The 13,507-nt window shown below is 45.6% G+C and carries 16 protein-coding genes and 1 pseudogene; 2 read left to right on the plus strand and 15 right to left on the minus strand.

Features of this window, described 5'->3' with window-relative positions:
* Positions 1-65: 65 nt before the first annotated feature.
* Positions 66-662, minus strand: a complete 597-nt coding sequence (locus O9139_RS03250) for a TetR/AcrR family transcriptional regulator (protein ID WP_270878019.1) — start codon at positions 660-662, stop codon at positions 66-68.
* Positions 663-1,030: 368 nt separating this feature from the next.
* Positions 1,031-1,858, minus strand: coding sequence for an SDR family oxidoreductase (locus tag O9139_RS03255; RefSeq protein WP_270878020.1), 828 nt, complete (start codon positions 1,856-1,858; stop codon positions 1,031-1,033).
* Between the two features lie 95 nt (positions 1,859-1,953).
* On the opposite strand from O9139_RS03255, the gene O9139_RS03260 reads away from it, so the two are divergent.
* On the plus strand, positions 1,954-2,358 hold the full coding sequence (locus O9139_RS03260) for a MerR family transcriptional regulator (RefSeq protein ID WP_270878021.1): 405 nt from the start codon (positions 1,954-1,956) through the stop codon (positions 2,356-2,358).
* Between the two features lie 209 nt (positions 2,359-2,567).
* Here the strand turns inward: O9139_RS03260 and O9139_RS03265 are convergent, their stop codons facing one another.
* From O9139_RS03265 to O9139_RS03320, 13 genes and pseudogenes are all read right to left on the minus strand, one after another.
* Positions 2,568-3,485 (minus strand): aminoglycoside phosphotransferase family protein, encoded by a 918-nt coding sequence (locus O9139_RS03265; protein ID WP_270878022.1) that lies wholly within the window; start codon positions 3,483-3,485, stop codon positions 2,568-2,570.
* A gap of 98 nt (positions 3,486-3,583) precedes the next feature.
* The gene (locus tag O9139_RS03270; protein ID WP_270878023.1) at positions 3,584-3,985 is read right to left on the minus strand and encodes a YkvA family protein; all 402 of its coding nucleotides are present in this window, start codon (positions 3,983-3,985) and stop codon (positions 3,584-3,586) included.
* Positions 3,986-4,175: 190 nt separating this feature from the next.
* A complete protein-coding gene (locus O9139_RS03275) occupies positions 4,176-4,436 on the minus strand; it encodes a TOBE domain-containing protein (protein ID WP_333742446.1) in 261 nt (86 codons plus the stop codon).
* A gap of 18 nt (positions 4,437-4,454) precedes the next feature.
* Positions 4,455-4,763, minus strand: a complete 309-nt coding sequence (locus O9139_RS03280; protein ID WP_333742444.1) for an ABC transporter ATP-binding protein — start codon at positions 4,761-4,763, stop codon at positions 4,455-4,457.
* On the minus strand, positions 4,717-4,914 hold the full coding sequence (locus O9139_RS33270; RefSeq protein WP_377526129.1) for an aldo/keto reductase: 198 nt from the start codon (positions 4,912-4,914) through the stop codon (positions 4,717-4,719). The genes O9139_RS03280 and O9139_RS33270 overlap by 47 nt, the downstream gene beginning before the upstream one ends.
* A 72-nt stretch (positions 4,915-4,986) precedes the next feature.
* Positions 4,987-5,514 (minus strand): annotated as a pseudogene (locus O9139_RS03285) (zinc-binding dehydrogenase); the annotation flags it as partial.
* A 32-nt stretch (positions 5,515-5,546) separates the two neighbouring features.
* Complete coding sequence (locus O9139_RS03290; protein ID WP_270878024.1) at positions 5,547-6,188, minus strand: HAD family hydrolase; 642 nt, start codon at positions 6,186-6,188, stop codon at positions 5,547-5,549.
* Between the two features lie 144 nt (positions 6,189-6,332).
* Positions 6,333-7,028 (minus strand): response regulator transcription factor, encoded by a 696-nt coding sequence (locus tag O9139_RS03295; protein ID WP_270878025.1) that lies wholly within the window; start codon positions 7,026-7,028, stop codon positions 6,333-6,335.
* A gap of 20 nt (positions 7,029-7,048) precedes the next feature.
* Positions 7,049-8,476, minus strand: a complete 1,428-nt coding sequence (locus O9139_RS03300; protein ID WP_270878026.1) for a sensor histidine kinase — start codon at positions 8,474-8,476, stop codon at positions 7,049-7,051.
* Between the two features lie 12 nt (positions 8,477-8,488).
* The gene (locus tag O9139_RS03305) at positions 8,489-9,241 is read right to left on the minus strand and encodes an ABC transporter permease (RefSeq protein ID WP_270878027.1); all 753 of its coding nucleotides are present in this window, start codon (positions 9,239-9,241) and stop codon (positions 8,489-8,491) included.
* Entirely contained in the window at positions 9,228-9,953 is a 726-nt protein-coding gene (locus tag O9139_RS03310; protein WP_270878028.1) for an ABC transporter ATP-binding protein, read from the minus strand. The genes O9139_RS03305 and O9139_RS03310 overlap by 14 nt, the downstream gene beginning before the upstream one ends.
* A gap of 69 nt (positions 9,954-10,022) precedes the next feature.
* A complete protein-coding gene (locus O9139_RS03315; RefSeq protein ID WP_270878029.1) occupies positions 10,023-11,267 on the minus strand; it encodes a hypothetical protein in 1,245 nt (414 codons plus the stop codon).
* A 622-nt stretch (positions 11,268-11,889) separates the two neighbouring features.
* A complete protein-coding gene (locus O9139_RS03320) occupies positions 11,890-12,351 on the minus strand; it encodes a DinB family protein (RefSeq protein ID WP_270878030.1) in 462 nt (153 codons plus the stop codon).
* A 274-nt stretch (positions 12,352-12,625) separates the two neighbouring features.
* Here O9139_RS03320 and O9139_RS03325 point away from each other — a divergent pair, with 274 nt between their 5' ends.
* Positions 12,626-13,504: a LysR family transcriptional regulator gene (locus O9139_RS03325; protein WP_270878031.1), complete on the plus strand. Its 879-nt coding sequence runs from the start codon at positions 12,626-12,628 to the stop codon at positions 13,502-13,504.
* Positions 13,505-13,507: the final 3 nt, after the last annotated feature.

Here is a 13,507-nt window from a genome sequence, read left to right on the forward strand (position 1 = left end):
ATTAGTTAAATTTTAATTTTATATCGAACGTTCGATCTAATTTAGGCAAAAGAATCGGGTTGAACTTATTCGTTCCAACCCTTTTCAAGGCTCACCGCGTTCCAGCAAGCGAGAACCGCTTGCTCCGCGATATCTTCTGTCAGTTCCAGCAGATTTTGCTGATAACCCTTGAGGAGATAAACGATGGATCCATAGTGCATCTGCACCATCATCTGAGGCTCCAATCGTACGAATACGCCTTCGTCGACTGCTTTCCGATACAGCTTCTCCAGCGGCCCGCACCAGCCGTCCTTGTAAGCTTCCAACTTAGACTGCTCATAAATATAGGGCGAAAATGAATACTGCTCAATGAACCGGAACCCCTTCGGATACATATTCCCTAGTTCGATCAAGTTGCGCCAAGCTTTGCGAAACTGTGTCTGAATCGAATCCGTCTCGGTCATATCCTTCGTCACATACTCTCCGTTAAATCGCACAATCGCTTTGTACAGCTCGTTAATAATATCTTCCTTGCTGTTGAAGTAGTGATAGATGTTTCCAGTGGAAACGCCGGAATCTTTGGCGATCAGCGACATGGACGTCGCCTGCAGCTCCTTGTCAATGATCAGATTCAGCGTTGTCTCCAGGACGGCCTGTTGGACCTTGTTGTAAGTCTCAAACATGTTCCCAGCCTCCTTTCGCCTATTTTCTATCGAACGATCGATCTAATCATAGTACACGGTTCCACTGTTGTCAACTCGCCACTCCTCTCCCGCGGTGTCGCTCGATGACCAGATGTAGCGTTGCCTCTAAGAATACGATCTACAATGCACTGTATTGTACAAACATGACCTGACTCCTTCCAATCAAATTAGATCGAACGATCATTCTAATCATATGATGATTCATTACTAACGTCAACCCCCTTTTTCACACTTCGCTATCATCGTTAACAGCGACATCAACGAATGTCAAAGGAAAAGGCCATCAGATCATCTCTCAAGATGATCCAATGACCTGTTTGCAATCTGATAAATGGTGCCGCCATTCACTATTTAAAATAATGCCCCTGTTCAAGATCTGCGATCAGCCCTTGGTGAACAGGGCGCCAGCCCAAGAGATCCTGTGTCTGTACACTCGACCTCGGGATGTCGAGCCCGGCAAGCATAGCGAGGAATCCGAAGTGCGTGCTCGCCTCCTCACGCGAAATGCTGACCACCGGTACATTCAAATGTTTACCGATGACAGCTGCGATTTCGCGGAATGGCACGCCCTCGTCACCTACGCCGTCAAGCCGTGACCCCGCCGGCGCAGATTCGAGTGCCAAGCGGAATAGCGACGCGGCATCGAGACGATGAATGGCCGGCCAGCGGTTCGCGCCGTCTTCTACATAGGCTGCGAAGCCTTTTTCGCGGGCGATATGGATTAATCGCGGCACGAACCCTTTGTCATCCTCGCCATGCACGGATGGCGCAAGTGAGACGATCGAGGACCGTACGCCTCGTTCAGCCAGGGCGATCGCCGCTTGGTCGGAAGCCTCGCCATTGAAGTGAGCCGTAGTCACAAGCGGCTTGCCGCTGCCTTCGAGCGCCGCACCTAACGTTTCTATGGCGCGAAGATCCATTGCCAGCGCGCCGGCGAAATCGGCGAAGTCATGCTTGAACGCCAGGTGAATGACACCGTCCGCATCAGCTGCGCCGCTGTGAAGACTGTCCAGGTCTTCAAGTGTACCGCGGTGCACCTCGGCTCCCATGGCTATCAGCTTGGCGGCGCTATCATCAGAACGTGTTAATCCGACAACCGTATGACCTGTATGGATAAGTTCGCAGACGACCGCTGAACCAATGTAGCCTGCTGCTCCTGTTACAAATATACGCATATGATCTACTCCTTAAGTGGTTAAGTATTTGAATCATTTTTAGTGTAAACTATAGAGTGTACTCTATGGCAAGCGATCATAAGGAGAGATTTTTTATGAAGATTCAGGAATTAGTAGTTAAGACTGGGCTAACTATTCATACCATTCGTTATTATGAAAAGGAACGCTTATTAGACAGCCGGCATGTCCAAAGAGAGAAAAATAACTACCGTAACTATTCGAATGCCGCTATTGAGCGGTTGCGACTCATCAAGAAATTTCAAGGGATCGGTTGTTCGCTCGTAGAACTGAAGGAAATTTTGCAGGATCATGATACGAATACGCGTACCAATCAACAAGTGATAGAATGGATTCGCCAAAAAATAAGTGAAATCGAACAGAAGAAGTACCAGTTTGATCAAATGCTGGACACGCTTCACTTTATGTTAGAATACCGGATTACTTTGGATCATGACCCGCAAAAAGCTCAATCTGTATTAAAATCCCGATATACGGATTAAAATAATGCCACTTTTTCTCACAACTCCAAAATCATTCCCTCCGGCCGTGACCATTGCATAACTTGTGCTATTTTCCTATTGCTGTATCTTACTAAAAATTTCAGTGCCTTTTACTTTCAATTTGGCAACAATTGCTTCCATATCATCAACATCTAAGGCAGTATGGCGAGCGGATACTAGATGAGACATCTCCTCTATTTCATTTTACTTCAAAATGCTGTATGCATAATGGCTTCTGCAAAAGCAGCATTCGTTACTAATTGGGCGTATTCCTCAGGAGTCGCCCCGTCCTCTACGCTCCAACAAACGCCCATGGCCGTTTCTACATATAGGCATTGCTTTAAAATTTGCTTTGGAATATGGAGGCTTTTTGCGAGAATCGAGATGATTTCAATTATTTTCTCATGTAGTTCCTGCGTTTTGGCATCTTCAAATTCATTTAAAATAAAACGCGGCACATCAAACACAGGATCACCTATGACACCTTTGGGATCGATAATTTTATATATATCATGGCCGCTGAGCAAAATATTGTCATGATGAAAGTCGCCGTGCAGCAGCATCTTTTGTGAGTATAATGAAGCGACTGCTAAGCAAATATCTTTTGCTTTTCTCATGTGCAGATACATTTCGGGGCAGTCCTCCCGCTTGCTCATGTAATCGGTTATTCGACTGACCCAGCCTGTGTAAGTCGGATAAATATCGGTTTTTTTAGGCTCGATGTGCAAGCCATTATATAAAGAGCTAAATACAGTCAGTCTTTTATGAAGCGATGCCTCATCCCTCAATGAAGTCCCAGGACGTACACACTCTTCCAAAATGACACCGTTCTCAACATCAACATCATGCCCTTTGCAAAATCGTCTGCCTTTATATTGACTTAACGTTTCATATTCAGTCGAAATGGATGCAGGGTTGCCAATTTTAAGGACAGCGCTTCCAAAATGAGCTGAATGGCATCTAACAACTAAGTTTGCCGAATACGAAGGAATGAGTTGAAAATCGTTCAGTTCCCATTTATCCGAATAGGTTTGAATTACACTCAAAACCTTCTCATAGAAATCGTTCCCAAAACGGCTCCTGATCGTTTCGATCTCATTTTGCGTAAACTCATATCGCTCTTTCATCCGAAGGTACGACCTCCATCGATTCACAAATTTTGGGTCAATATGGAGTCATTATACTTTAGATTGGATATTTATTCGAGTTCTTCATCAACTGATCCTTATTTACTAAAATATCGGTAAGCTAAAGTCCCTAGCCAAACAGCTAATAAAAACCAAACCAGAATAAATAACGCACCAGTTATCCAATTCTTCGGTTTTCCCTGCTTATGGATTTCCTCCGCTTTTATTCTACAATCCTCAATAACAGTTGGCGAAATCATCTTTAGTGCCAATGTTATTCCGAGAGGAACGATGATTAAATCATCTAGATAACCTAATACCGGAATAAAATCGGGAATTAAATCTATAGGACTAAATGCGTACGCTACAACCAAAATCGTAAATAACTTCGCGTACCACGGTACTCTCGGGTCTTGATATGCCAAGTACAGTACGAAAATGTTCCTTTTAATCCCGTAAGCCTTATTCTTTACGCTTTCCAATGCCTTCGCCACGCCCATGTCTGACCCTCCGATTCATCGTTTTCCATACCAAGTCTGATACGCGTCACACCTAACGAACCAGATTATAGCATGTTATTCAAATCATTATGAAGCAGATTCCCATGAACGTAAAGAAGGCAGCCAGATTTCAAATCGGCTACCTTCGTTTGTTATTTATTAAATCTACTACTCCGATACTTTAGCATGCTCATGCGTCAAACCAATACGCTTTCTCTTGGGCAATTCTCACCAGACATGGGCCTAATTCGAGATAAGCTTCATCGACAAAAATCGGCTGGCCTTCAATTTCCACCATATATCGATAATACGAGCCCATAAATAAATGATGGCGAATCACGCCCTCCAGCAAATAATGGCCATTCTCTAGTCGAACCCGCTGGAGGTCAGCACTAGATTCTTCATCATGAAGCGCATCGATCGTTTCAATATGAGAATCCCCCGAACGAATGACGACTTTTTGCTGCCTTCATTCATAACTGAGTGTAAGCGTGTGGCTCTCACCTAAAAACTGTGCGGCAAAGTAAGTTGCCGGCTGACGATAAATTTCCTCGGGTGTGCCCGCCTGTTCGACCCGGCCTTCATTCATCACGATGACATAATCAGCCATCGACAGCGCCTCTTCCTGGTCGTGCGTAACGTAGACGGCTGTAATGCCAAACGATTGCTGGATGCTGCGAATGCCGACCCGAAGCCGCTGCCGTACTTTGGCATCAAGATTCGATAACGGCTCATCGAGAAGCAGCACTTCCGGCTGCACGACAAGCGCCCGGGCCAACGCACCCAGCTTTCACGACATCGTGCAAAGCCTCCATCCTTTCCTCTATGGGGGTATCGTAATCCCAGCGATGAATTTGATATAGATCTACATAATCGGTAGAAACAGAGCGGTATCTCGATTTTCTTAAATGATTGCCTAATCCTCCCACTGCACGAACAATTGGATATAAAAAAGCCGCGAACTTCGCTGCAGCATCTAAAAAATTACTCGTGTCATGGTTTAAAATAATTTTTATCGCATTATCCTCTTTATTATTGAAGATTTGGTAGGCGTGCTCGGCTTCATCTAAATTGAGGCGATGTGTAATGATATCCGTTGGATCGAACACACCTTCTTTAATCTGGCGGTACAAGTCGAGCAAATAATGAATAACAGGGGCTTGTCCCATCTTCACCGTAATATTCCGGGTAAATAAATCGCCAAACGGGAACGCGTTATAATTACTGCCATAAACGCCAGTTACTTGGATCGTGCCACCTTTGCGGACAAGCTTCGTGGCCATCCGGAAAGCCCCGTGACCGCCGCCTTACAGTTTAAGGAGTGTTTCCACCTTTTCGACTAAAGTCTTCTCGGAGTCGAGCCCTACTGCGTCCATGACAACATCAGCCCCGCCACCCGTTAGTTCCGCGAGTTCCTGCAGAAGATTGTCCTGCTTTTTGAAATTGAAAACTTCAACATGATTCGTTTTACGGGCATGCTCCAATCGATAATCAACATGATCGATGGCGATGACGCGTTTGGCAGCTTTGGGGCTTGCCGCTATCATCCAGCACGCCTCCACTATCTTTTAAAAAGTGAGGCAAATTCCGCTATATTTTTGAATATAGCGTCAGGTTCAACATCATATTTTACGCTTTGATACGTTGATAACCATTGCACGGCGTAGGTTTGAACGCCTGCGGCTTTCCCCGCCAAAATGTCAGCATTACTGTCACCAAGAAAGACAGCTTCATCAGGAGCTGCCGCAAAAAATTCCATCGCCTTAAAGATCCCCTCAGGATCTGGCTTCGGTTTTTCTACATCATCACCTGTGACAACAAAATCAAAATATTGCGATAGCTGTAAAGCTTCCGAGGAGATGTCAAACGCTTTTCGACTCTTCCCCGTAATAACCGCAATGTGTTTTCCAGCTTCTTTAAGCAGGATGAGCAGCTCCTGAATCGGATTGATTTCATGCATGCTAGCATGTGCTTTTTCATACAAAACGTAATATTCACGTATGGCTTCAGCAACAGCTGCTTGTTGGGCAAAATTAATAGTAATGATTTCATCTTCCGTTGGTCCAAACATGGAAACGAGCTGCTCGTTGGTCACATCTTGCCCATCATATTTTTTGAAAACCGTTCGAAATGCTTCAAACGACGCTGGTAACGTATCCGCAAGTGTGCCATCAAAGTCAAATAAAATAACAGTTTTGTTCATGAAACAGCTCCTTTGCCAAAAATTATTGAATCCCATATAATTCCATAATGATCGCGATAAATCCTGCCAATTATTGAATGCATTCGCTCTAATATAATAAAAAACAGCCGTATCCGGCTGCCTCCCATTCGCTCGTTCATTCGATTATACGATAAACCGATAACCGGAGCCCCAAACCGTTCCGATATACTGCGGCTTAGACGGCGTCTCCTCAATTTTCTCCCGGATGCGGGCGATATGTACTGTCACCGTGGATGCATCACCTAAGCTGTCCAAGCCCCATATGCGCTCGAATAGCTCCTCTTTACCGAAAACCCGGTTGGCGTTCTGCAGAAGAAAGAGCAGCAAGTCGAACTCCTTCTGCGCCAGCATTACTTCACTACCGTTTACAAATACGCGACGAGCATCCTTATGCACTTCCAAGCCCCGCACTTGCAGCTTCGAGCCCTCATGGCCTTTGCCGAACCGTTCTTTCATCCGTTCGAATTTTTTCATATGTGCACTTACTCGAGCTACCAATTCACCCGAACTGAACGGCTTGGTAATATAATCGTCCGCACCGAGGCCCAGTCCGTTGATCTTATAAATCTCCTCCGCCCTTGCGGATACGAGCAGCACCGGAATATCGTCCCGTTCCCGGACGCTCTTCAGCACCTCGAAGCCGTCGATGTCCGGCAGCATAATATCCAGGAGAATCAGCTCAAACGCCTCTTCCTTGAGCGCTTGGAGGGCTGCTGTTCCGCTGTTGACGATTTTCACCGCATAGCCGCTGAGTTCGAGATAGTCCCGCTGCAGATTGGCGATGCTTTGGTCATCTTCCACGATCAGAATCTTCTTCATCTTCTAACTCTCCCTACACGCTAAAACTTCTTGAGCGAAATCATGATCCGGGTACCTTGACCCACTTCGCTCGTTGCCCAAATCTTACCATCATGCCCTTCAATAATTTGCTTGGCGATCGCCAGGCCCAGTCCGCTGCCGCTCTTGCGCGACGGGTCCGCCTGATAAAATCGTTCAAAAATGTGAGGCAGCTTCGTTTCCGGTATCCCTTTTCCATTATCTCTAATTTCAATAATGACTGATGTGCGCGTATCCCGGAGCGAAATTGTAATCTGTCCGGGCCCTTTCTCGACATACGTCATCGCATTATCCACGATGTTCTGAACGACGCGCTTGAACCGCTCCCGATCAATACGAACCTGGACCGATGCCTGCAAATCATCGATGAGTTCAATGCGGATCCCCGCCTTCTCGCATTCATAGCGATAATCCGCTACACAATCCTCGAAATAGGCCAACACATCACTCTTCTCAAAATGATACGGAAGCTGGTTCAGATCCAACTTCGAGTATAGCAGGAGATCGTCGATCATCGCGTTCACCAGAATTGCTTTGGACCTGGCGGTTTCCAGGTACTCCTCCAGCTTCTCCGGTGTTTTGGCGACGCCGTCGATGATACCTTCAATATATCCTTTAATCGATGTCACAGGCGTTTTCAAATCGTGTGAAATACTGGACACCAGGAACTTTCGGTTGTCGTCGTATTTTTCCTGTAAATAGACGGATTCCTTCAGCTTGATCCGCATAATCTCGAGCGTTCTGCTCAGTTCGCGTACTTCGCCTTCGCCCTCCTCGGCAATACCCCGGCTTAAATCGCCTACACTAATGGCTTGTGCCGCAGCTTTCAGCCGTGAGATCGGCGTCACGATGCCGCGTGAGAACCGGTACGATACCCATAAGTTCATCACAAGAAAGACGAATGTGAAGAAGCCTATTGTAAAACCGGCTAACACCCAGTAAAAATCCGTGTTCATTTGAATCGGTGCCATGAGCAGCAGAATGCCCGTGTCACCGCTCTGCAGCTTATAATCCACGCGGGCAAACTGATAATTGTCGCCATCCAGCTCGATGATATCTGAATGCGTCTCTTCTCCTGATAAAATCAAGCTTTTTTCAATATCGAATGTACTGAATTTTTTTGTCGCATACAGGACTTCCCGATTCTTTAATAGGACGGCACTGGCCCCCAGAACGTTCACTCGCTGCGTCAGCTCGCTTTGATATTGGTGATCAAGCAGCTTGTCGAACCCAGCCACTTGCGCTTGCCGCTGCAGCTCGCTAATCGCTATCCGGACCTCGAAGGCGCGCTGTAATCCCTTCGATTGCACTTCGTGGCCGAATACCTTCGTATAGGTTGCTATAAAAATGATAACCGCCAGCAGCGTGAGCCCAATGGATGCCAGCATCGCCAGCATGTTCATCGTAAAAAACCGTTTGGTGAAGTCCATAACAATACCTCGCTAAATATCCTTCCTGTCGAACAAGTAAAAACCTGTCGTAAATAACATCATACCACAACTGGCCAGAATCAAGACTTGCCGTATTATTTTGAAGTAATTCATCGATTCGGAAATCCAGAGAAAGTACCAATCGAACATCGAAGTCACGAAGAAGCTGGAGTAAGCCGAGAACGCAATGCCTAAGAAATTAAAGGCGATAAAGACCAATATCGATAGGAAAAAAACCGCTAACCCGCCTTGAATCACATTCGCCAATACGACAACAATCAGTGCAAAAACGAACACAGGGAAAAAGGTTAACACATACGACGCGATCACTTTGAACACACCGCTCAAGCTAGCTGTGGACGGATTGAAGATAAATCCAGCCAGCATCGAGATCAACATTACAAACAGCAAATTACCGGCAATAAATAAAGCCAGGTTCAACACCTTCGCGCTAAATACACCGAAACGCGACACAGGTCTTAGTAAGGTAAGCTTCATCGTATTGTTCGAAGCTTCCCCGTTGAACATATCGATCGCTACGAAGGTCGCAAACAATGGCAGAATGGTATAGGAGAAAAATTGCAGCACCACAATCGGAAATTCAACGCTGCCCACGACCCGCAAGCCTAAGCCATGCTTAATTGTGGTTACGGCCAGCTGCCCGATCATCACGGCAAGCGTGGACAAAATAACAGCTGCCAGCAGCTTCTTCTTTTTCATCAACTTTACCGCTTCATTAAGGAATGCGGCTTTAAACCCGGCCATTTCGGTCCACCTCGCTTACAAAATAATTTTCCAACGACGAATAATAGGAAAGGATGTTCTCCGTATATTCGACATTGACCAATCTGCCCCCATAGACGATTCCGATTCTTGTGCAAGTCAACTCCACATCGTGGATCAAGTGACTGGAAATAAAGAAGGTCGTCCCTTCTTGCGATAACTGCTTGATAAGCTTCCTCATCTCCAGCATTCCTTCCACGTCCAGCCCGTTCAAAGGCTCGTCCAAAATGAGCAGCTTCGGCCTGGACAGAATGGCCGCGGCAATCCCCATCCGCTGCTTCATGCCCAAGGAGAACTTTTGCGTTTTTTCATGCTTATATTTTAGCATTCCAGTAATTTCCAAGCATTCATCAATACGCCGCTGATCGACTTCCGGATAAAATCGTGCAAATAGCTTTAAATTTCCATTCGCTGTTAAATACGGATATGACTCCGCGGTTTCAATCAGGCAGCCGACATGCTTCATCGCATTTACATAATCGTCAACCACACTAACGCCAAAAATCTTCACATCGCCGCGGTCAGGCTTCATCAACCCGGTAATCATTTTCATAGCAGTTGTTTTCCCTGCCCCGTTCGGTCCAAGGAATCCGAAGACATCCCCTTGATTGACGTCCAGATTCAATTCGCTAATGCCGCGCCCGTTTTTAAACGACTTCGTTAAACCACTAATTTCAATGGCCTTCACAGTCACTTTCTTTCAACTCCTCCACAAAAAATGCTCAGGAAGCCGTGACGAACCACAGCTTCCCGAAAGGTATATTTATTCAAACACGCGGTCAAATTGGCCGTCAAAGTATGGCTTTGCCGTAGATTTGTACGAGTTGTTGCTGGTGATTTCCAGGTTCAGTTCCAAATATACGTTGCCATTACCGTTCGGATGAAGCATACCGCTCTTCTGCTCGCCTTTTGCATTCTGATAAGTAAAGGCCTGATTGGAAGCTGTCTGATCATACTCGAAAGTAAACGCATCTATGTCTGGATAGTCACTTTCGAAGCCAGGGTATACGGTCTCTGTATATGTACCCGCCACTTTATCGCCATTCACATTCGTAATTTGCAGAGTTCTTTCCCCAATCTTCACGAACTTGCCGTCTTTTTCCATGACAATATTGTTCTTAAAGGTCCCTACATATTTGCTGCTGAGCCCATTGGAATAGCTAACCTTCTCCACGTCTGCTCCCGCAAGATCAGGCTTCACGACCTTCGTCGCGCCTACGCCAGTCAACTTGAATACGATGTTCAAGGCAAGGTCATGCTGAACGCCATTCTTGTCTTTACCTGACAATGTAATATCGCCAGTGACATTTTCCAGGTAGCCTGCTTTGTTCTCAACCGCAGAACCTACAACTTTTTTCACATAAATATCACTGTTGATAGCAGGCATCTCAGATTCATGACTTAACGATCTCTTGAACCCGAAGGATGCGATCGCATTCGCAAGCGCAGGTACCTGCGCCTCAGACAAGCTGCCGGCATACATTTTGCTGCCGTTCGCTCCTTCTTCGACTTGGACGTAATCCTTCAAATTTCCGACCACGGCGTCCACAATTTTTTCAACTTCCGGCGCGTTATTTTCGTTGAACGGGTTGTTGAACTCGCCCGGCGCCCGGCGCTTCATATCCTTGGGATAATCCGTCACATAAAACTTGTTATCACCGCTATTCTTCCAGGCGGAAATGTTCACATCTTCATACGTATAGTGGCTGGAAGTTTTGCCGTCAGTTGCTGTTGACACATCGTTGCTTTCGGACATTTTATTGATCGTATCGAATTTTTTCGTTTCGGAGGACTGCAACAAAATTTTATCGTTATCTTTGAGCGTGTAAAGCGTCTCCACCGTGTAGTTGTCAAGCCCTTTCTCCATCATCGCAGCCGTCGATTTCGCGGAGCCTTTCAACAAGTCGTAGCCGGATCCAAGCAAGGAATCGGCGAAAGCTGTTGAGACGAACAAGCAAGCGCCAACGGTAAACGAAAGCACAGTTAATCCTTTTTTACCAATTTTCATTTTGGTTCTCCTTTTAAGCACAAAATTAGGGGGAAACGTTTCCTTACTACTTATTCTAAAGCAAGCTTATTGAATCCCTCTAAATCATTTATTAACAAAGTATAAACTCGCTGCTTTGTTGCTAACGATTCGACTGTGGCCCTGCTTTATAGAAGAAAAGGCAGCGCGCTAATATCAGCGGCTGCCTTATACCATTTTCTATTTTAAGAACCAAGCGAGATACCGATCGATGCATGATCTTCAGGTGTGCCGAGCCAATAACCATAAGCCACAGCCACTTCAACGAAATGTTGAACAACATCCGGTGATGGAGGACCCGGTTCTACAGTATCAGTGGGACGTCCAACCATAACGCCTGGTGGAACTTCCCCTTACTTCCCCTTTCATAAGGGAATAATCTCTATCATCCGATAGCTCTGTTAGGAGCTGAATTCGTGGTTCCATGACATCCAATAATGTTGACATAATAATGATGCCTCCTTCGCGTTAGTGAGCGTGCCTGCTGCAGAAACATCATACTATGCCTTTTACTATCAAGGATAATACAGAATGATGATATCAACTATAAGAAATTCAGATATCAGACGCCAGTGTTAGATACCGACCCGCGGCGCGCCGTTCCTTAGCCGGCAACGTAAAATGGTGGTTTGACGCCAAGCATGCGGGCATACACATAAAGTTGTCCTTTGTGATGGGCTTCATGTCCGATCAGACGATGCAGGATATCGACGCCTGGCTCCGTAATTTTGAGCAGTTCGATCGTTGCGTTTCGCTGTAAGTCCGATTCTGAATAACTAGCAATCTTCTTTTCATGTTTTTCCGTTAATTGCTTAAGAAGCTCACGGGCTTCGGACAATGTTGTCGGTACAGGTGGAATGATCATCTCACGTTCATCCATCGCGGAAAAGAAGAAATCAGGTGTCCAGGCCAGGTGATGAATCAGTTCAGTTGTTGTCAACGCGCCTTCCCATGGACTCCAGGAGCCGCCTTTTTCAGGCAGTAATTCAACGAGTTCCAGCAAAGCATTGCGGTGCATTTTCCAACGATTCATCACTTGCTGTGTGTTTGTAGGTTCATTTGTCATCGTTTTATCCTCCTAAGATGCATCTTTTATATAGACCGTATACAAGTTAACTACTGCTATAAGATTCCCGGCTGCTTGAACGATATTCTTGCAAATTGCTGATCTGTAAGCGCCTGATCGTTTGCACTTTGCATCCCTCCATTCATGAAATCATGGCAAAATGCAAAAACTGTATGAAAGCAATCGGGTCGAATATAATGTAACACCCCGCTGCCGACGTTTGTACTACAGCTATGTTGGGTGGGACATAACAAAAAGTTATGAGGAATTGAACATGAAAACAGAATGGTTAGAAGCCTTTCTTCAGACCGTGGAGTTGAAAAGCCTCACGAAAGCCAGTGAAATGTTGCATGTGAGTCAACCCGCGTTAAGCAAACAAATCCGCAATTTAGAGAACGAACTGGGAACACAATTATTGATCCGTTCAACAATCGGCGTAACCCTTACGCCATCCGGTGAAATTTTACATGAAAGCAGCAAGCGAATAATGAGTGAAGTGAATACGATGAAAAGGGAAATTGCCCTTGCAGAAGGCAAACAAGTCCACCTCACCATTGGATCTTGGCCGAGTATAGCTGCGCTTTATTTGCCCCAGCGAATTGCTGGAAATAAACTAACGGATACCCATTCTGCCTATAAAATTAGAGTGTTCTATAGCTTTTTTGACATGCTGAAAAGTTTAGAAACAGGCACAATCGACGCTGCTTTATTTGATGACAGAGGAGTGAAACACGATTTTTTGGCGTCGCTTCTTTTTACTGAGGCATTCTTGTTATTCGTTAACGTTAATCACCCGTTATATGGAAATCGCCAAGAAGTCACCTTTGCAGAGATTGCGAACGAAGCCTTTGTCATGCTGCCTGAAGGATGCGATGTCAGAATGCTGGTTGATCATGCATTTGCTGCAAAAGGAAAAAAGCTCCATATTTCATTCGAAATCGAGCTCGGCCAAAGCATTCTTGGTTTTATCCAAGCCAATTTGGGAATCGCCATTTTGCCTGAAATCTTTGTTCAACAAACCAATGAGACGGTTAAAGCCATCCCCATATCGGATTTTGGTTTGACCCGGCAAATCTCAGCCATTACGCGCGAACAATCTGCAAGCAAACAATTATTAACTTTATTTGATTCCGTGCTGCCAAGCCCGGGATAGTCG

The sequence above is a fragment of the Paenibacillus aestuarii genome, from assembly GCF_027789125.1.
GTDB classification, from domain to species: Bacteria; Bacillota; Bacilli; order Paenibacillales; family NBRC-103111; genus Paenibacillus_E; species Paenibacillus_E aestuarii.

Bases quoted from the DNA above. Each gene is read 5' to 3' on its own strand.
- O9139_RS03250 (WP_270878019.1), bottom strand. From the start codon at position 662: ATGTTTGAGACTTACAACAAGGTCCAACAGGCCGTCCTGGAGACAACG.
- O9139_RS03255 (WP_270878020.1), bottom strand. From the start codon at position 1,858: ATGCGTATATTTGTAACAGGAGCAGCAGGCTACATTGGTTCAGCGGTC.
- O9139_RS03260 (WP_270878021.1), top strand. From the start codon at position 1,954: ATGAAGATTCAGGAATTAGTAGTTAAGACTGGGCTAACTATTCATACC.
- O9139_RS03265 (WP_270878022.1), bottom strand. From the start codon at position 3,485: ATGAAAGAGCGATATGAGTTTACGCAAAATGAGATCGAAACGATCAGG.
- O9139_RS03270 (WP_270878023.1), bottom strand. From the start codon at position 3,985: ATGGGCGTGGCGAAGGCATTGGAAAGCGTAAAGAATAAGGCTTACGGG.
- O9139_RS03290 (WP_270878024.1), bottom strand. From the start codon at position 6,188: ATGAACAAAACTGTTATTTTATTTGACTTTGATGGCACACTTGCGGAT.
- O9139_RS03295 (WP_270878025.1), bottom strand. From the start codon at position 7,028: ATGAAGAAGATTCTGATCGTGGAAGATGACCAAAGCATCGCCAATCTG.
- O9139_RS03300 (WP_270878026.1), bottom strand. From the start codon at position 8,476: ATGGACTTCACCAAACGGTTTTTTACGATGAACATGCTGGCGATGCTG.
- O9139_RS03305 (WP_270878027.1), bottom strand. From the start codon at position 9,241: ATGGCCGGGTTTAAAGCCGCATTCCTTAATGAAGCGGTAAAGTTGATG.
- O9139_RS03315 (WP_270878029.1), bottom strand. From the start codon at position 11,267: ATGAAAATTGGTAAAAAAGGATTAACTGTGCTTTCGTTTACCGTTGGC.
- O9139_RS03320 (WP_270878030.1), bottom strand. From the start codon at position 12,351: ATGACAAATGAACCTACAAACACACAGCAAGTGATGAATCGTTGGAAA.
- O9139_RS03325 (WP_270878031.1), top strand. From the start codon at position 12,626: ATGAAAACAGAATGGTTAGAAGCCTTTCTTCAGACCGTGGAGTTGAAA.